Here is an 18877-nt window from a genome sequence, read left to right on the forward strand (position 1 = left end):
AGGGTTAACTAACAAGAGTTCGTGTGAGAGATATGGGTGAAAAGCAGTCAGAAAAACAGAAAAAAGTAGAAGGTAAGCAGAATGCTGAATCAAAGAAAGATATTCAAGAGAGCCTTCTGAAAGTTGGTTTTGTTTCTGAAGAAGAGTTCAATAAGGAGAGGGAACAGTGGAAAAAGAGACTAGCATATGCACTTGCTGAGCAGGAAAATCTTAAAAAAAATGCTCAAAAGGAAATAGAGAAAGTGCGAGATTTTGCTATTTTGGACCTCGTTAAAGAGATTCTGGTGAGTGTTGAAAGTCTTGAGAAGGCGGTGGCTCACATGCTTGAGCATAATGTTGAAGGACCCGTGTTTGAAGGCTCAAAGCTTACCCTTGACGCGATTTTCTCTGCTCTTAAAAAAAATGGCATAGAGAAGATCGAAGCTAAAGGAACGCGGTTTGATCACAATCTGCATCAGGCAGTAAGCACGGTTAAGGCTGCAGATTTACCTAACAACACGGTTTTTGAGGTTCTGCAGGATGGTTATACAATTAAAGGACGCCTTTTGCGTCCAGCGGTAGTAGTTGTGGTAGATAATTTCGAATAAAATTCGTTACTTGGGAGTAAATTATTCAATAATACGGTCCATGGTAGAGGATAAAATTGTTCTGTCTGGTATACAGCCGACTGGGTATGTGCAGCTTGGAAATTTGCTTGGTGCCGTAGACGTATGGGTAGAAATACAGTCTCGGTATAAAAGGAAGTTTTTCTTTATGGCTGATCTACACTCCCTCGATGGGGGAACATTAGGTCTGGCTGATGCTTCGGTAGAGATGGCTTGCACTTACATAGCGTGTGGCATAGATCCAAATGATTGTCGCATATTTGTACAGTCCCATATTCCTCAGCATGCAGAACTCTGTTGGTTGCTCGGTTGCATCACTCCTATGGGGCTGCTCAACAGGATGACTCAATTTAAGGACAAGTCGAACAGGGAAGGTGTTACTCCGATGCTTTCTTTATATGCTTATCCGGTTCTGATGGTGGCTGATATACTCTTGTACAATGCGGAAGTTGTACCAGTGGGTGATGATCAAACCCAACACGTTGAGTTGGCAAGAGATGTGGTGCTGCGTTTTAATCAACGGTATGGTGAGTACTTCAAGTTGCCTACGATTCTCAAAAAGAAGGAAGCTACTAGGATAATGAGCCTCACGGATCCAACAAAAAAGATGAGTAAATCTGATCCTTCGGATTTTTCTAGAATAAATTTGTCTGATCCAAAGGAGTTGATTGAAAAGAAGATATTATCTGCTAAGACAGACTCCATATTAGGTTTCTCCCCCGAAGGGTTGCAAGATAGGCCTGAGGCGTCTAACTTGCTCAACATAGCGGCCTGCCTTAGTGGTAAAAAAGTAGAGCAACTCTGCAACGAAGTGAGTAATTTTTCTGCTCTAAAATCTATGCTTATCGATCTGCTTCTTGCAAAGCTCCTGCCAATACAGGAGAAGAGGAAGAATCTTGAAAGGGATGCAGTCAAAAGGATGCTTGCTGATTCTGCTGAGGCGATGGGAGAGATAGCTCGTGCAAACTTGACGCGTATAAAACAGCTCATGGGGCTCATTTGATCACGTGTAGTTCTGGTTTGTTGCTGTGGGAAGGAATAGATGTTACTATTCCTTCCGAGGTTTTGAAGATGCCTAAGTTAAAAACTAATTCCAGCGCTAAAAAGCGATTTAAGGTGACTTCCACCGGAAAAGTCATGGTGACGCAGTCTGGTAAGCGTCATAACATGCGTAAAAGAAATAAGAGGATGCTTCTTGTTCAGAAGGGATATACACTCATCAGTAAGAGCAAGATGCGTCTGATGAGGAGCGTGATGCCTTACAGTTTTTAGTTGGAGGAGCAAAATGGCACGTGTAAAGAGGGGTGTACAAGTTAGGCAGCGTCACAAGAAGGTGATCAAGCAAGCCAAGGGTTTTCATGGGAGGTCGAAGAACTGTTACAGAATAGCTCTTCGTAGACTAGAGAAGTCCTGGCAATATGCGTACCGTGACAGAAAAGTTAGAAAGCGTGATTTTCGCAGTTTGTGGATTCAAAGGATCAATGCAGCTGTGAGATCATTTGGCTTGGTTTACTCTGTCTTCATGAAAGGTTTGAAAGCTGCTGGGATCGATGTGAACAGAAAAGTACTTTCTGAGCTTGCTATAAGCCAGCCAAGTGCTTTTGGTGAAATAGTAGACAAAGCCAAAGCTGCGCTGTGACTGTTGATTATGAGGAACTCAGAGGGCGTTTTTATTCGCGCCTTGACTCTGTGTTTTCCGTTGAGGAGCTTAATAAGCTTCGGTTTGAGTACTTGTCCAGTAAAGGTGGCTTAGTTAGAAGTGCTTTAGCCGTCCTCATCCAGCAGCGTGTGGAGGCAGAACGACTCAGTATTTGGACTGGTCTACTGAAGGAATTCAACTTAGCGCTGGCACACAGGTTAGAGTTTATACGTGAAAAAGAGTCAAATGAAAAACTTACTGCCGAGGCAGTAGATGTGTCCTATCCTGCCAGGCCTTTTAAGGTGGGATTGAAGCATCCTCTTGTGAGAGTTATCGAGGACACTAGAAAGATTCTCACCTCACTTGGGTTGGAATATGTAGACGGTCCGGAAGTAGAAGATGAATATCACGTGTTTGATGCTTTAAATACGCCTGCACATCACCCATCACGACAAATGCAGGATAGCTTCTACCTTTCTGAGGTAGGTAAGCTTTTACGTACGCATACATCTTCTGTGCAGATTCGAGCAATGGAAAAGCGCGAGCCACCTTTTTATATTTTTTCGCTGGGCAAAGTCTATCGGAACGATTGGGATGCTACACATACCCCTATGTTCCATCAGGTGGAGGTTCTGTGCGTCGACGTGGATATCAATATGTCACATATGCGGTATTGTGTTGGTTTCTTTCTAGATAATCTCTTTGGATGCGCCAGAATGAGAATGAGACCGAGTTACTTTCCTTTTACCGAGCCCTCCGCTGAGATCGATATAAGGGGTCAAGATGGTAAATGGCTAGAAGTGATGGGGTGTGGTATGGTGCATCCAAATGTTTTGCAGAACGTTGGTATATCGCCTGATAGGTATAGAGGTTTTGCTTTTGGTGCTGGGTTGGAAAGACTGGCCGTACTGCGTTATGATGTTCATGACTTGCGAAGCCTTTATTCAAACGATTTGAGGTGGAAGGTAAGCTGATCGTGGTGTTTTTGCTGTAAGGTAATTTTGCTTGGATGAGGGTTTCCATAGGTGCTGATCATGCGGGGTTCGCACTCAAAGCAGTTTTAATAGACTTCTTTAAGGCACGGGGCTGTTCCCCGGTGGATAGGGGTGCGTATTGCTCAGATGTTTCTGATTATCCTGATTTTGCTAAGTCTGTTTCCTTAGACGTATTGGACGGAAGGGTGGATTTTGGCATTTTAATATGTGGTTCTGGAATCGGGATGAGTATAACTGCTAACAGGTACAAAAAGATCCGTGCTGCCCTGTGTTACGATGTGCGAGCAGCAAAGATGGCTAGGGAACATAATGATGCAAACGTCTTATGTCTTGCAGGAAGAGCTCTAACTGTGTCAAGGTGTCTTGAAATAGTTGAAGTATTTGTGAGTAGTGAGTTTAGTTGTGAAGAGCGTCACAAGAAAAGGATAGAAAAGATTGATGTGGGAGGGGAATAGTGTTTTTTAAATCTAGAATTTCTGAGGTTGATCCAGCTGTTGCTAGGATTATTGATGGTGAAGTTAGTAGACAGCGTAAAAATCTGCAGTTGATTGCTTCCGAGAACTTTGCCAGTGCTGCAGTCCTGGAAGCGCAAGGGTCCGTGTTTACAAATAAATATGCTGAGGGCTATCCGGGTAAACGCTACTACTGCGGATGTGAATATGCAGATCAGATTGAGTGCCTTGCAATAGAAAGGGTCTGTAAGTTATTTGGGTGTTCTTATGCTAATGTTCAGCCGCACTCTGGTTCTCAAGCAAATCAGGCCGTATTTTTAGCGCTCCTAAATCCTGGAGATACGGTTCTTGGTTTTTCTCTTGCCTCAGGGGGACATCTTACTCATGGTGCAAGTGTCAACCTTTCCGGAAAGTGGTTTAATGCAGTTCACTACAACGTAAGAAGGGATAATTTCGAGATAGACATGGATGAGGTCCGTGATCTGGCAAAGAAGCATTCCCCAAGAATGATCATTGCGGGTGCATCTGCGTACTCGAAGTATATAGATTTTAAGAGCTTTCGTGAAATAGCAGATGAGGTTGGGGCTTATCTATTGGGTGATATGGCTCACTATGCCGGTTTGATAGCTGCGGGCGAGTATCCGTCTCCCTTTCCTTATGTAGATGTTATGACCTCTACAACACATAAGACTTTGCGTGGTCCGCGTGGTGCAATTATTCTTACAAACAGTGAGGAGCTTATGAAGAAAATAAATTCTGCCATATTCCCAGGGTTGCAGGGTGGTCCTCAGATGCATGCAATAGCTGCTAGAGCTGTTGCTTTTGGTGAAGCTCTTACTACAGAGTTCAAAGACTACATTAGGGCTGTTGTAAGGAACGCGAAGACTCTTGCAAACGTTTTAAGAGAGAGAGGTTTTGATGTCCTCTCTGGTGGTACTGATACCCACATCGTTATGATTGACTTGAGGAAGCTTAATCTGAAGGGTAATGTGAGCGCCTTAAAACTTGAGAGTGCTGGGATAATCTGCAACAAAAATGCTATTCCATTTGATGAGGAGAAGCCATTTGTGACGTCTGGCTTACGATTCGGTAGCCCTGCTGAAACCACCCGTGGAATGCGCGAATCGGAATTCGCGCACATCGGTGGGCTAATTGCTGACTTGCTTGAGGAAAAAATCAGTACAGATAATGCAGCCGAAATGGTCTCGGATCTCACAAGCAAGTTCAACTTTTACAATGTGTAAGGGTGACCAATATCACGCAGTGCGGTGCTTGATGAATTCTACAAGGTCCAAAATACCTTTGCAAAATAGAGGACAGAGGGACTTAATATCTATGTCTCCTTTGGCTTCGGCGTTTGTATCACAAAGCATGTCTAGATATGTGCTATCCTCCGGAGCTATTGGTTTAGGTGTTGGGTCTGTGGATGGATCTTCGCTTATATCAGTTGAAGGGGCTATATCAATTAAGTGGTCTCCGGAATCGATGAAATCAGTAAATTCAGACATGAGAAAAGTATATATTTCAAACTAGATTAATCGTATAAGTTGAGTCTTAAGAAGATATAAACAACTTAAGATTGAATAACTTCGCACATCCATCCACGGGCTGTAAAGTTTTACAAATATTTTGCTTGCGTATGCAATTGAGTAAGGCCTTTTATATCCTTTCGCCAAATAGACGAATTACCACTGCTGAGTATGCTGATCTAGCGAGACTGTTCAAGGACTTTTTTATATATGTGTATGCATTTCAGTTGCGCATCAAGGATAGGAATTTGTTAGAAAGAGAGATACCACGTCTGAGTGAGCTTTGTCATGAGTATAAAATCCCCCTTATAGTCAATGATTTCATTGATTTGGCATTAAAGTTTGAGACAGACGGTGTTCATATAGGTGTAGCGGACAATACTCTAGAGCAGTGTCAGTATCTCTTACCAAGCGGAAAAATCGTGGGTATAAGTTGTTATAACGATATTGAACGTGCAAAAAAGAATCTCCTGGCTGATTATGTATCCTTCGGATGTTTCTTCGAAAGTCGGACGAAACCCAATCCCCCAGCCAAAGCGACTTTAACGATACTTGATAAGTGGAAAAAGATCATTCCTAGAATTTCTTGCGTATGTATCGGCGGGATAAATGAAAAGAACTTTGCACAACTCCTGAGAAATGGTGCTGATATCGTTGCTTTCTCGGATTATTTATGGAAAGGGAAATCTCCATATGGTAAATTCGCAGCACTTGTGGAAACAAGTAAACATTATGGAAAGTTACTGTATAAGTGATGACTCTAAATTTGATTAGGATCGATGCTGAAAACAGCAAAAGTGTCGGCTTTTGTACATAAATTTGCGTAGGACTGCTTTTATTCCTACCTTACTCACATTTTCTTATTTGGTTGCTTTCGTAAGACTGTTGTACAAACTTTCCTGATATTAGACTACAATCAAAGAGAACTTTAAACAAAGGATGCAGGAGAAAAAGTCTACTATACTTGTTATAGGAGCTGGTCCAATAGTAATAGGGCAGGCGTGTGAATTCGATTACTCTGGTACGCAGGCATGTAGAATCCTGAGGAAATGCGGGTACAAAGTGGTCCTAATAAATCCCAATCCGGCGACTATAATGACAGATCCCGATACAGCCGACGTTGTCTATATAGAGCCAATCAATATTGGGATAATAGAGAGCATAATTGCCATAGAAAGACCTGATAAACTATTGCCGACTGTTGGAGGTCAGACAGCGCTAAATATAGCAATTGAGTTATTCGATAGTGGGATACTTTCCAGGTATGGTGTTGAACTAATTGGGGCTTCCAAACGTGTAATCGAAAATGCAGAGAAAAGAAGCATTTTCAATCAAATCATGAGTGAGATTGGTTTACAGGTCCCGAAAAACACTATGGTTACCCATGTCAATGAAATAGAAAAGGCTTTTGAATTTATCGGTGTTCCAGCAATAATAAGGCCATCTTTTACTCTTGGGGGACTGGGTGGAGGTGTTGCAACTACAAAGTTTGACTTTTTTACGATTATCAATAATGGTCTTAAATTTTCGCCAGTTAGTGAGGTACAAGTCGATGAGTCAGTTTTAGGATGGCAGGAGTTTGAGCTCGAGGTTGTTCGTGATTCTGTTGGGAATTCAATTATTGTTTGTTCCATAGAAAACACCGACCCAATGGGCGTTCATACTGGTGACAGTGTAACAGTCTCGCCTATTCTTACACTCAGAGACGAAGAATATCAGGAGATGCGGGATGCAGCTTTTAAGGTTTTGGATTGCATAGGTGTTACCACCGGTGGTGCGAATGTGCAGTTTGCTTTGAATCCGGAGAACGGTGAATTGCGTGTAATCGAAATGAATCCAAGGGTTTCAAGATCATCGGCTCTTGCCTCGAAGGCAACTGGGTATCCAATTGCAAAGGTTGCAGCACAACTAGCTGCCGGGTTTACTCTACCAGAGATTTATAATGATGCAGTTCCAACAATTCCGGCATCTTTTGAGCCGGCAATGGACTATGTGGTCGTAAAAATACCTCGCTTCAATTTTGAGAAGTTTTTCCATGCTGAGGAGAGGCTCTCTAGTTCCATGAAATCTGTAGGGACTACAATGGCAATTGGGAGATGCTTTCAGGAAGCTTTGCAAAAAGCTTTCAGTTCTTTGGAACAGGGTCTTGATGGTCTCAATACTGTCCTTGATCCGAATGTTTCCCGTGATGTTATTGAGAGAAAGCTACGCTCTCTCATACCGAATAAAATTCTTGTTATTGCGGATGCCATTAGAGCTGGTTTTGACATCAAGGAGATTGCCTATTTGAGTAAATATAATGAGTGGTTTCTTTTGCAAATTGACGAGTTGGTAAATTTAGAAAATGAAATTAAAAGCGTTGACTTTTCCCCAAATAGGCTTCTGATTTGGAAGAAAAAGGGTTTCTCAGATTCTAGGATAGCGTCTCTGAAAGGTTGCGATGAAGCCTTCGTAAGGAGTACCCGTAAGAGGATGGGTATAATGCCTGTATTTAAACGGGTAGACACGTGTGCTGCAGAATTTGAAAGCGATATAAAATATCTCTATTCCACTTATGAGGGTGATACTGTTACTCAGCCAGAATGCGAAGCTTATCCCTCCGATAGGAAGAAAGTAATTGTCCTGGGTAGTGGACCAAACAGAATTGGACAGGGGATAGAGTTCGATTATACGTGTGTGCATGCGATTTCTGCGATAAAGGAACTCGGCTATGAAGCAATCATGGTAAATTGCAACCCGGAAACGGTTTCAACTGATTACGATATTTCGGATAAACTCTACTTTACTCCGATGAATGTTGAGTCAGTTCTAGACATTGTAGAGAGGGAGTCTGAGAAAGGAGAGCTACTTGGTGTGGTCTTGCAGTGTGGCGGACAGACCCCTCTCAAACTTGCAAGAGCGATGCATGAAAATAACGTCAGGATAATTGGTACAGGTTTTGCGTCGATCAATACTGCCGAGGATAGAAAAAGTTTCAATAGCCTAGTGGCAGAGTTAGAAATGCTTCAGCCAAAAAACGCGATTGTTTTTGCTCGAGGGGAAATAGCCGAAAATGTTAAAAAAATTGGGTTTCCGTTGATAGTCCGACCTTCCTATGTACTTGGTGGTGAATCAATGCAGATTATCTATGACGACGCGATGCTTGAAAATTATTTGGAAAGGCATACGCAGCTCTTCAACGGTTCTTCGTTATTGTTAGACAAGTTCCTGGTAAATGCTCTGGAGCTCGATGTCGACGCAATTTCCGATGGTGAAGATGTGTACATTGCCGGTATAATGGAGCACATAGAGGAAGCAGGTGTGCACTCTGGTGATTCTGCCTTTGTTTTTCCTCCTCAAAAGTTGTCTGAAGAAATACTTGAGAGAATTAAGAGTTGTACCAAAAAGGTAGCGATTGCGCTCAACGTAGTAGGATTTTTGAATATCCAGTTTGTAATAGATGGAAGGGATGTATACGTGTTAGAAGTAAATCCACGTTCAAGTCGAACTATACCATTTGTTGCTAAGGCTCTTGGAATTCCAGTTGCGAGGATTGCGACTAAAGTCATGCTTGGTATGAAGCTCAGAGATTTCCAGCTGAAGAGATACGAAGACTACTTGCAACATGTTTTCGTAAAACAGCCTGTTTTTTCGTTTGAGAAATTTCCAGAATCTGATGTGCTCCTAGGACCAGAAATGAAGTCAACAGGGGAAGTAATGGGTGTTGGTGATGATTTTGATACCGCCTTTGCAAAGGTTTGTATGGCCAGTATGAGGAAACTTCCGACTTCGGGTAAGGTGTTTTTCTCCATTAGAGATGAAGATAAGCTTAAGTCTGTTGAGGTTGCAAAGATATTATCCGAATTACAATTTACAATTCTTGCAACAAAGGGGAGTGCGGCCTTTCTCGAGAAGCATAATATCGACGCGGTAACTGTGAACAAGGTAAAAGAAGGTTCTCCGCACGTTGTCGATATGATAATGAATAGTGAAATTAGTTTAGTGATAAATACATCTTCTCATGTACTAGAGTCCGTGAGAGACAGCATGAGTATTAGGTCTAGCTCTATTATTAACCAGATACCATGTTGTACAAATATTCACTCTGCTCTGGCTCTGGTAAGGGGTATAAAGAAAATTGTTAAGTGTAAGCTGCCAGTTTACCGGCTTTCCTATGTGCAAAGCTGATGCTTTAAAATTACATTCTAATACACTTTACTAGGTCGTCGCTTTTTTTGGTTTGGGGTTAGTTGCATTCCTTTATTTCTTGGTTGTTTAGTTTTTTCGGTGCCATTTGTTTGGGCATTGTTTTCATTTATGAGGTTTGTTTCTCTGTATAGCCTGTGCTACAATGTGCGGCGCCTGCCTGTTTTTGGAATGTGGGCTTGTAGCTCAGCTGGTTAGAGTACACGCCTGATAAGCGTGAGGTCGGAAGTTCAAGTCTTCTCAAGCCCACCGGTTTATATGTTGGATCTCGAAAAATTTGTTCCTGTTATTGTGTCAGCTCTTCAGGGTGCTGATGGGGGAGAGTTGTTTGTCGAGTACTCTCTTTCAGAGATTCTGAAGTTCGAAGATGGTGTACTTGCTGAGAGTAGTTGTGCCGATTCTTCTGGATTTGGTCTCCGTGCGTTTTATGGCGATAAGGTGCTCTATACGCACTCTTCACACTTGAGCGATGCTAGTATCTTTGAAGCTAGTGATTTTATTCGGAAAAACCGTCTAGCAGATGGCTCGGCTATGATGGCGGGGGCGACGCATGAGATCGTATGCGGAGATCCTCTTTATAGATTCGAAGTCCAAGATGATTCCTTCTCGTTTGACAGGAAGATCGCTTTTCTGCGTCAGGTTTACGACTATGCATTATCAAAGAGCAAAAACATAGCTAGTGCTTCTGTTACTCTTATGCGGTTTGTCCGGAGAATTGGAATCATTAAAAATACTGGAGAAACCGTAACTGACGAACAGCCGATGGTGCGCTTAGGGTTTTCAGTTGTGTTAAAGGATGAGAAAGGTGGAGCTCAAGGGGGCACTTCGGGTAAAGGTGGGAGATTCGGGCTTTCTGAGTTAATGAAAGACTGGTACGTTGTTGTTGATCGTGCATTTCACAAAGCTGAGGTCGCTTTGCGAGCTGTACCTTGCCCTTCTGGTGAGATGACAGTGGTTTTAGGGAGCGGATGGCCAGGTGTCTTGTTGCACGAAGCTGTAGGTCATGGGCTAGAAGCTGATTTTAATCGTAAAGGGGTTTCCGCTTTTTCCGGTCTGATTGGTAAGAGGGTCGCTTCTGATGTTGTCAGTGTTGTTGATGACGGCAGGATCAATGAGGCTAGGGGCTCCATTAATGTCGATGATGAAGGTACACGATCTTCATATAATGTTCTGATAAAGGATGGGATCCTCCACGGTTATATGTTTGACCTTATGAACGCTAAGTTGATGGATAAACAGTCTACTGGTAATGGGCGTCGCGAGAGCTATATGAGCATTCCGCTGCCACGCATGACAAATACATATATGTTGCCTGGTGATAAAACTCCGGGTGAAATAATAAAGAGTGTTAAAAGCGGTATTTATGCTGTCGATTTTTCAGGGGGTCAGGTCGATATCACGTCTGGAAAGTTTGTGTTTTCGGCATCTGAAGCATACTTAATAGAGGACGGTGAGGTCACAGTACCAGTCAAAGAGGTTACACTTATTGGGGATGGTCCAACTATATTGAAAAGAATTTCAGCTGTTGGAAATGATCTCAAACTCGATGACGGGATAGGTACTTGTGGTAAGGATGGGCAGTCAGTGCCTGTGTGTGTTGGTCAGCCAACCATTTGCGTGGATAAAATTACTGTTGGTGGGACTGCTTAAATTTCCTGTTTATCCTATGTTCTAAGCTTTTCTTACTATATTCCCTCATGTTACAATCCGGGGTCTTCGGTGTTTTTGGAGAGCTGTATGGACGCTGCAGTTATAGGGTTACAGTGGGGTGATGAGGGTAAGGGTAAAATCGTAGATTATCTTGCTGGCGACTTCGACAGTGTTGTCCGTTTTAACGGTGGAAATAATGCTGGGCATACAGTAATTGTGGGCGAGAGAACCTATAAGCTTAGAGTCTTACCATCAGGCATTTTGAGGGAGGATGTTGTTTCCGTTATTGGTAATGGAGTTGTTCTTGACCCACAAGGTCTACTAGATGAAATTCATTTGTTGAAGAAGGAAGGCGTCCAAATACACCCAGGTAAACTGTTGATTGCCGACAACTGTCATCTTGTTCTTCCTATACATAAGGAGTTGGATGTTCTGTTCGAGCAAAAACAGAAACTAGGAACCACTAAATGTGGTATTGGTCCATGTTACCAGGATAAAGTCGCTAGGCGAGGTATACGTTTATGTGATTTACGATCTGAAGAGCAATTAAGAAAGGCTTTGGCAGGGCTTTCATACTATCATAATGTCGTACGTAAAGGAGCTGGGCTTCAGGAGATTTGTCAGGAGGCTCTCTTTGCATCACTCTTTGCGATAAGGGATAATCTACTCTGTTATGCGGTTCCTCCATGTGAAATGCGTGGTATTTTATCTGGTAAAAGTAAACTTTACGAGGGAGCCCAAGGGATGCTACTCGACATAGATCATGGTACGTATCCATTTGTGACCTCAGGCTCCTCGGGTTTGGGTCAAGTGATGAATGGTGCTGCGCTTGGCTGTGCGAATAGGGTGATAGGGGTCATGAAGGGCTATGTTACACGCGTTGGAGAGGGTATTTTTCCGACTGAACAGGATAATGCGTTTGGTAGCGAGTTACAGAAACTGGGAAAGGAAGTTGGTACGGTAAGTGGAAGGATCAGAAGATGTGGTTGGTGTGATCTTCCCTTAGTTAGGTATGTCAATGCTGTTGCGGGGGTAACGGAAATTATTATAACAAAACTTGATGTTTTAGACTCTTTTAATGAAATCTTTTTATGTTGTGCTTACAAAAGTAAAAAAGGTAAGTTGATTGAAATTTGTAGTCCTAGTAAACTTTGCTATAGCGAGTATGAAGCGCAGTATATAGTAATGAAAGGCTGGAGATCATCAACTGTTGGCGTTACTTCTTTTTGCGATCTTCCCGATGAAGCAAAAAGTTTTGTGGAGACGATTGAAAAATGTCTTGATCTGCCAGTTACTATGATTTCTAATGGGCCCGAGAGGACCCAGGTTCTTCATAAGTAATATGAAAATCAATGTCGTTGTTTTGTCCACAGCGAGAAGGTAAGTAGGGGTTTCTTTGTGAGTGTCCTAGAGTAGAGATTGCGGTCTTATGTTTAGTGTTTCAAGTGTAAGAAGGATTGTTGGCGCTGTTATACCGTCTAGGATGATAACTACTTTTTTCTGGATTGGATATCTTCCTGAGTGGCAAAGTCATTGGACGGCTTTTTTTTCGATTCCGTTAGCTTTATTGGTTGTGTACTTTACCATTGGGTTTTCCGTACCTGCAGTGCTTGTGGCTCAGGTTTTGCTTATCTTCTCTCTGGTGCTCTTGTTTCTTGGATTGATCGGTATATATTTCTTCCAGAAGACTGTGTTCTCTGAGAGTAGATATGAGATAACGATACACGTTGCCTTCGGGCAGTGCCTTATGCTTGCGCTTTCTGTCCCTGCAATTATCAAGACTTTGACTCAGATTTTTCTGTTTAATTCCTTCATATGTGCTCACTTCTTGAACTGTGCAGACTGGTTTTTAAAATATGCAACTTATTTCATAACGACATTGGTTCCATATTTTGTTTTCAGGTTGATAGATATAGTGAAGCCTTGGCCGTCTTATTGGATCGAAAGGGATTACAACAACGCTTTTAGCAACATGCTTGAGGGCTTTTTCAATGCCATATATGCTTCTGCCTTGTTTTATGCGCTCAATTTCATACTATTCAATCTCTTGCTCATCGATGTCGTTGAGTTCTATAAGCAAGTTTTTTCTGGAGTCTTTCTCAACAGAGGGATTCCTTGGGTATATTTGTAATAGATAAGCAAAAAAAGAATGTTGCACCTCCGTAGTGTGTGGTTTCCATGTGGTTCTTGCACAACTTATCTAGGAGGTGGGAGAGTGTATTATTCTAATACTTACCCCTTACGAAGGCTTATATTTTTCAAGTAGCGTTTGTACAACTTCTTTAGGTTTGTTGCCTAGTATTCTTGCTAGTTCATTGTCTGGCGATACATTCTCTGTGAAAACTGCTACGGTTGGGACTGCCCTTACTTTCCACATCTGACTCGGGCTCTCGCCATTATTGCTAGTGACATTCATCTTGTAGAATTTCATTTCCTGATTCTCTTGTGCGAGTTCTTCATACGTGGATGCGAAATTGTTACATGCTTTACATGTTGGAAGGTAAAACTCCACTATGCCAAGTTGACCATCCTCGAGCGCTATCCGGTCTGTTGCGTTTAATTCTGTAATCAGATCCATAACATTCGTCTTGCAAAGTCGTTATTAATTATTTAACAGAATAAATAATTTTATATTAACATACCTGCAGGATATGTCAGAAGCACTATCTTGTATGACTGTAGTAATGTCATTACAATCCTTATTCTGGAAGGCTTACCTATCCAACTTTAAGGATTTTTTCGTGCGACCTAATAAGTTCATAAAAGCCGCATTAAGCTCCCGTTTAATATCTTGCTCAAAAGAGCTCGTGCCATGCGATCTAAATTGAGCTACAGCGTATAACGTATTTGTTAACACACAGTTTATGTTATGCACACGAGCTAATTCGTATAATGATTCCAATGTTGCTTTTCCTTCAACTAACGCGTTTTCACTGTAGTTATCGACAAGTCTGTAACCATAGCTGAAATTGCGTGATTTATTTGAAAAGCATGTGAGAACGAGATCACCTATCCCACAAAATTCCATTATAGTAGTTGGATCTCCATTCTTTATTGTTATGAAAGAGCGAGCTTCCTCCAATGCTAGGCTCATAAGCGCTGACAGAGTATTCGAACCTGCGTCCATACGAACCAGTAGACCACAAATTATTGCTATAACGTTCTTGAAAGCTCCGAGTATCTGGGTGCCATTAATATCCGCGATATATTTTGTAAAAAATGTTTCCGTCGAGAGTGCATTTGCTATCTTGTCATAAATGGTTTTGTTACGTCCAGCCAAGTTACTAAAAGAAGGTTTCTTGCTAAGTATCTCATGTGCAAAATTTGGTCCAGAAAGGACGAAGATATCATTTTTAGGAAGTTCTTCATGAACGACTTCACTCATCAAAAGCAAAGATTTTCTTTCTATTCCCTTATTACACAGTATGATTTGGGCGCTCTCTTCGATATTTTCTTTGACTTTTTGGAGGAGTTCTCGCATGCTCTGAGATGGGACAGCTACGAAAATCAACACCGCACTTTTTAAGACGTCCGTCCTGCTCGTAGCGGAGATGTTTTTGTTGAGTGTAAAGGTAGGTAGGTATTTAGCATTAATATGCCTCTCGTTTATACTATCGATAACCGCTGTATTTCTGCAAAGAATTGTCACGTGTTGGGTGTTGAACGCGAGAAGGTTCGCGATTGCAGTTCCCCATGCCCCTCCACCAATAACGACTGAGTCCATGAGCACTATAGTTTGATTGTCGATAGAATGGTACATCAAAGCTGTCTATCTGTCATCAGAGAAGCCCGTTAACCACAAAGCTGAAATGATCATGTGGTGTTACAATAAAGTGATCTACAAGCTGTACGTCCACTTTCTGACAGATCTTCTTCAACTTTCCGGTTAAGAGTAAGTCCTCTTGAGAGGGTAGGGGATTACCGCTAGGGTGATTATGTGCAATAACCATTGCACTTGCGCCACAGGTTAAACATTTCTTAATGATTTCTCTCATGCAAAGCGGCGTGTGATCAGTGGCGCCAAGTTCTTGAACATATTCTCTGATCAGGGTATATTTCTTGTTAAGAAAAAGGAACGTATTGTCTCGACAGGGTTATTTCCAATACTTAAACGCAAGTAGTCTACAACTGATTTCCACGATTTTAGGGTAGTTCTGGATGTTAGGTCCTTTCTTAGAATTGCTTTCATACTCTCGCGCACGGTTTTGATGAGTGCAACAACAGCATCATTGACGCCGCTCACGCTCTTCAAGTCGTCATGATCAGCAGCGAAAAGTTTCTTAAAATCTCCGAACTCTTTCAGCAAAGACTTAGCTAAAGGCTTAACATCAATTCTCGGATGGGTGCCAAAGAGCAAGTACTCCAGCAATTCCAACTCTGATATAGTACCACCTGCACTTTGTATTATGCGCTGCCGAAGTCTGAGTCTATGTCCCTTACGCAATGACTCAGGTACAACTTCTGCATCTTCTTGTCTCAACTTTTTCATAGTCAGCTCGACATCTTACTCATCGCGAACCGCTAGAACGAGATTAAACAGAAAAATCAAATTCTGCTGAAATAGGGTATTTCGCAGCGGTCGCACCTTATATTACTCATTTTTTTCCTCTCCATAAGCTTGAGACATTGTCTTTACCAATGAGAGAACCTTACTTCTTACAGAATCTTGTGTAATGGACTTGAACGCACGCACTAAAACCAGAAGCTCCTTGTTACATTCATTCTCATGTTCAAACTCTATGCTGTTTTCTGAATCGTGCAATGTGTCCCCTTCTTGTTCCTTATTTAGCGAGGCAAAAAAATAGGAGGGCGAAACTTTACAAAACTTACATATGTCAAGCAGCCTGCTTACGCAAAGGCGATTCGCACCGCATTCATATTTTTGAAGCTGCTGGAAGGTTACACCAATTTCCTTTGCTATGGCAGCTTGGCTATAACCTTTAAGGGTCCTAAGCCTACGAATCTGCTTTCCAATCATCACGTCAGTTTCCGCACGTTTCTTAAAATTCTCAGAGATTTTAGGCATATAAAAACACTGTACCGTGAATAAACGTAAAGTATTATGCTAACTCCTAACCGGTAGATAAACAACAACAATCATATTGGCATTATTAACAATACTAATATGATAAATCCTATTCTCTCTACAAAAAGCCACGGGAAGCAAATCGCTCCTAGCAGGAAACACCACGCGTAGGATTATACCAATAGAACCATCGATTAGTCAAGATAACCCGCCAAAATATATGATATTTCCTAATAAAATCGGGAAAACCCAAAGGAAGCATTTACTTAAACAAATGCTAAATGACTTTCATATGCATCCGTTCAACAAGTTTTACGCGGACAAAAGACGCTATGATATTTTCATGCCACCGCTCTGAGAGCCTTTGGAAAGCCTGGAATGCCTCATGTTTAAATTCGATAAGCGGGTTTTTCTGTGCAACGGCCTTTAGGTTTATACTTAATCTAAGATTCTCTAGAAACTGCAAATGCTCTTTCCATAGTTGATCTAGTATCGCTATCATTATGCGTTTTTTTATTTCCAAAAGAAGTTCCACATGTGCGCGCTCTTTTTCTGCAATGATGCTTTTTGTTTTCGAGTCTATGAAGCCTTCAATATCTTCGGTTTTGTGTAGTTCTTTGAAGTCCTCGTTATATATCGATTGCATACTGTGGACCAGAGTTGAAATATCATAAAAATTCTTAGATCGCGTATTCTCAAGAGTTTTGCTATTCACCTCTGTCACTATCGGTAAGAGATCTATATCACCACTCTCCATGATGTTGTTCCGCTGGCTGAAGATGACCTTCCTCTGTTCATTTATCACATCATCGAACTTAATAAGGTTTTTTCTGATCTCATAATTACGGCTCTCTACTTTCTTTTGAGCCTTTTCCAAGGAACGTGTTACGTAGGAATGTTTTATGGCACCGTTATTGGAAAGCTGCTTTTTCAGCATGTTGCGTATCCCTGGAGTACCGAATACACGTAATAGATCATCGTCGAGCGAGAGAAAAAACTTTGATTCACCTGGATCACCTTGTCTACCCGACCTCCCTCTGAGTTGATTATCAATGCGACGGCTTTCGTGTCTTTCAGTACCAATAACGTAGAGTCCTCCAGCTTTCCGCACTATCTCTTCGTTCTTCGCGTGCTCTTTTTCAGTTTCATCGTTTGCTGAAACGTTAAAATTAAGGTTGCCGCCCAACTGGATATCTGTTCCTCTTCCGGCCATATTTGTGGCTATAGTTATAGCTCCGGGTTTACCAGCTTGTGCAATAATTTCTGCTTCAAAAGCGTGCTGTTTCGCATTCAGTACGGAGTGCTTTAGCTTTGCCTTTTTCAGTTCACGTGAGAGTTCTTCGGAATTTTCTATACTTGTTGTTCCAATAAGGATGGGTTGTAGTTTTTCATGACATTCTTTTGCAAGTGCCAGGATAGCTTCGTATTTCTCCTTTTTTGAAGCATATATCTCATCATCATGATCGACTCTGCGTACTGGCAGATGCGATGGTATTTGTACAACTTCCAGTCCATATATTGTCGAGAATTCTTCTCTTTCTGTTGCGGCTGTTCCTGTCATGCCCGAAAGTTTGCCGTACATCCTGAAGTAGTTTTGGAATGTAATAGATGCAAGTGTTTGGTTCTCATTTTGGATCTTGAGATTTTCTTTGGCTTCAAGTGCCTGATGTAATCCTTCCGAATACCGTCTCCCGTGCATCATACGGCCCGTGAACTCATCTATTAAAACTATTTGGCCCTCTTGAACGATGTAGTCCTTGTTCTTTTGGAAAAGATTAATTGCTTTTAAAGATTGATTCAAACAATGTACAAGTTGAAGGTTTTGTGGTTCGTAGAGAGATGAACCACTCTCTATGAATTTTTCGGCCATCAACAGCTTTTCTACAGCTTCTTGTCCTTCCTCTGTGAGAGAAACGGTTCTTGTTTTTTCATCAACTGTGTACAAGGTGCTGTCGAGTTTTTCTGCAAGCTTGTTCATGCTTGCATACAGGTATGAGACATTATCCGTCACACCGGAGATTATGAGCGGTGTGCGTGCTTCATCGATCAATATCGAGTCAACTTCATCCACAATCGCATAATGAAGGTCCCGCTGAACCATTTCTCCTTTGGAAAACTTCATGTTATCGCGAAGATAATCAAAGCCTAGCTCGTTGTTTGTGGCATAAGTGATATCTGCTTTGTATGCATGCGCTCTTTCAGGATCTCGCATATCAGAGGTAACACAAGAAACTTGTAACCCTAGATATCTGTATATCTGCTTCATCCACTCTGTATCTCTTCGAGCTAAGTAGTCGTTCACTGTGACCACATGTACACCTTTTTCAGGTAGAGCATTCAAATAAGCTGCCAAAGTTGCGACAAGTGTTTTACCTTCGCCTGTGTGCATTTCACTTATCATTCCCCAGTGCAGTACCATTCCTCCCATGATTTGCACATCGAAATGCCGCATACCTAGCGTCCTGACTGAAGCCTCTCTGACGCATGCATATGCTTCAGGTAGTATTTCATCTAGTGAAGCGCTTTGCTTGAACAATCTTTCTTTGAATTCGCTAGTTTTATTTCTAAGCTCGTCACTTGAGAGTCCACTAATCTTAGCTTCAAGACTATTGACTTGCTCCACACCATCTTTTAGCTTTCCCTTGATCTTTCGATTGCGAGAGTCAAAAATTTTGTGCACTAAATCTAGCATCTTGCCTGAAGAGCGTTACCACATACAGGTCAATATTCTATGCTCTTGTTTGGAGATTAGCAAATATGTGCCCAAGTAGTACATCTTTTGCTTTTGTTTCTGAA

General features: G+C 41.8%; 19 protein-coding genes and 1 tRNA gene. 13 read left to right on the top strand and 7 right to left on the bottom strand.

From position 1 onward, the window contains the following. Positions 1 to 32 precede the first annotated feature (32 nt). From NRI_RS00875 to glyA, 7 genes are all read left to right on the top strand, one after another. Positions 33 to 587 (top strand): nucleotide exchange factor GrpE, encoded by a 555-nt coding sequence (locus tag NRI_RS00875; RefSeq protein WP_015816087.1) that lies wholly within the window; start codon positions 33 to 35, stop codon positions 585 to 587. 40 nt (positions 588 to 627) lie between these two features. Next, complete coding sequence (gene trpS / locus NRI_RS00880; protein WP_015816100.1) at positions 628 to 1608, top strand: tryptophan--tRNA ligase; 981 nt, start codon at positions 628 to 630, stop codon at positions 1606 to 1608. Between the two features lie 68 nt (positions 1609 to 1676). Then, on the top strand, positions 1677 to 1877 hold the full coding sequence (locus NRI_RS00885) for a large ribosomal subunit protein bL35 (RefSeq protein WP_041351575.1): 201 nt from the start codon (positions 1677 to 1679) through the stop codon (positions 1875 to 1877). Between the two features lie 13 nt (positions 1878 to 1890). Then, complete coding sequence (gene rplT, locus NRI_RS00890) at positions 1891 to 2244, top strand: 50S ribosomal protein L20 (protein ID WP_015816101.1); 354 nt, start codon at positions 1891 to 1893, stop codon at positions 2242 to 2244. After that, positions 2241 to 3218, top strand: coding sequence for a phenylalanine--tRNA ligase subunit alpha (gene pheS / locus NRI_RS00895; protein WP_015816089.1), 978 nt, complete (start codon positions 2241 to 2243; stop codon positions 3216 to 3218). Before rplT ends, pheS begins: the two co-directional genes overlap by 4 nt. A 35-nt stretch (positions 3219 to 3253) precedes the next feature. Then, entirely contained in the window at positions 3254 to 3694 is a 441-nt protein-coding gene (rpiB, locus tag NRI_RS00900) for a ribose 5-phosphate isomerase B (protein WP_015816102.1), read from the top strand. Then, positions 3694 to 4935 (top strand): serine hydroxymethyltransferase, encoded by a 1242-nt coding sequence (gene glyA, locus NRI_RS00905; protein WP_015816090.1) that lies wholly within the window; start codon positions 3694 to 3696, stop codon positions 4933 to 4935. Before rpiB ends, glyA begins: the two co-directional genes overlap by 1 nt. Positions 4936 to 4947: 12 nt before the next feature. Here glyA and NRI_RS00910 read toward each other — a convergent pair whose 3' ends face one another. Next, positions 4948 to 5199 carry a hypothetical protein gene (locus NRI_RS00910; RefSeq protein ID WP_015816103.1) on the bottom strand — a complete coding sequence of 84 codons (252 nt, stop codon included), beginning with the start codon at positions 5197 to 5199 and terminating at the stop codon, positions 4948 to 4950. A gap of 131 nt (positions 5200 to 5330) precedes the next feature. Between NRI_RS00910 and NRI_RS00915 the strand changes: the two genes are divergently transcribed. The 6 genes from NRI_RS00915 to NRI_RS00940 all read left to right on the top strand — a co-directional run bounded on the left by NRI_RS00915 (position 5331) and on the right by NRI_RS00940 (position 13186). Beyond that, positions 5331 to 5975, top strand: a complete 645-nt coding sequence (locus tag NRI_RS00915) for a thiamine phosphate synthase (RefSeq protein ID WP_015816091.1) — start codon at positions 5331 to 5333, stop codon at positions 5973 to 5975. Between the two features lie 184 nt (positions 5976 to 6159). Then, entirely contained in the window at positions 6160 to 9387 is a 3228-nt protein-coding gene (gene carB, locus NRI_RS00920) for a carbamoyl-phosphate synthase large subunit (protein WP_015816104.1), read from the top strand. Positions 9388 to 9580: 193 nt separating this feature from the next. Next, a tRNA-Ile gene (locus tag NRI_RS00925) sits at positions 9581 to 9654 on the top strand. Positions 9655 to 9663: 9 nt separating this feature from the next. Further along, complete coding sequence (locus tag NRI_RS00930) at positions 9664 to 11055, top strand: TldD/PmbA family protein (RefSeq protein WP_015816105.1); 1392 nt, start codon at positions 9664 to 9666, stop codon at positions 11053 to 11055. Positions 11056 to 11142: 87 nt separating this feature from the next. Further along, the gene (locus NRI_RS00935; RefSeq protein ID WP_015816093.1) at positions 11143 to 12396 is read left to right on the top strand and encodes an adenylosuccinate synthase; all 1254 of its coding nucleotides are present in this window, start codon (positions 11143 to 11145) and stop codon (positions 12394 to 12396) included. A gap of 88 nt (positions 12397 to 12484) precedes the next feature. After that, complete coding sequence (locus NRI_RS00940) at positions 12485 to 13186, top strand: phosphatidylglycerophosphatase A (protein WP_015816106.1); 702 nt, start codon at positions 12485 to 12487, stop codon at positions 13184 to 13186. A 108-nt stretch (positions 13187 to 13294) separates the two neighbouring features. Here the strand turns inward: NRI_RS00940 and NRI_RS00945 are convergent, their stop codons facing one another. The 6 genes from NRI_RS00945 to secA all read right to left on the bottom strand — a co-directional run bounded on the left by NRI_RS00945 (position 13295) and on the right by secA (position 18773). Next, the gene (locus NRI_RS00945; protein ID WP_015816094.1) at positions 13295 to 13633 is read right to left on the bottom strand and encodes a thioredoxin family protein; all 339 of its coding nucleotides are present in this window, start codon (positions 13631 to 13633) and stop codon (positions 13295 to 13297) included. A gap of 135 nt (positions 13634 to 13768) precedes the next feature. Next, positions 13769 to 14779, bottom strand: a complete 1011-nt coding sequence (locus NRI_RS00950; RefSeq protein WP_015816107.1) for an NAD(P)H-dependent glycerol-3-phosphate dehydrogenase — start codon at positions 14777 to 14779, stop codon at positions 13769 to 13771. 55 nt (positions 14780 to 14834) lie between these two features. Next, entirely contained in the window at positions 14835 to 15104 is a 270-nt protein-coding gene (locus tag NRI_RS04060; protein WP_081436397.1) for a JAB domain-containing protein, read from the bottom strand. After that, positions 15101 to 15544, bottom strand: coding sequence for a JAB domain-containing protein (locus tag NRI_RS04065; RefSeq protein WP_015816108.1), 444 nt, complete (start codon positions 15542 to 15544; stop codon positions 15101 to 15103). The genes NRI_RS04060 and NRI_RS04065 overlap by 4 nt, the downstream gene beginning before the upstream one ends. A 102-nt stretch (positions 15545 to 15646) precedes the next feature. Continuing rightward, a complete protein-coding gene (locus tag NRI_RS00960) occupies positions 15647 to 16081 on the bottom strand; it encodes a helix-turn-helix domain-containing protein (protein WP_015816096.1) in 435 nt (144 codons plus the stop codon). A gap of 277 nt (positions 16082 to 16358) precedes the next feature. Further along, a complete protein-coding gene (secA, locus tag NRI_RS00965) occupies positions 16359 to 18773 on the bottom strand; it encodes a preprotein translocase subunit SecA (RefSeq protein ID WP_015816109.1) in 2415 nt (804 codons plus the stop codon). Positions 18774 to 18877: the final 104 nt, after the last annotated feature.

It is taken from the genome of Neorickettsia risticii str. Illinois (assembly GCF_000022525.1).
Lineage (GTDB): Bacteria > Pseudomonadota > Alphaproteobacteria > Rickettsiales > Anaplasmataceae > Neorickettsia > Neorickettsia risticii.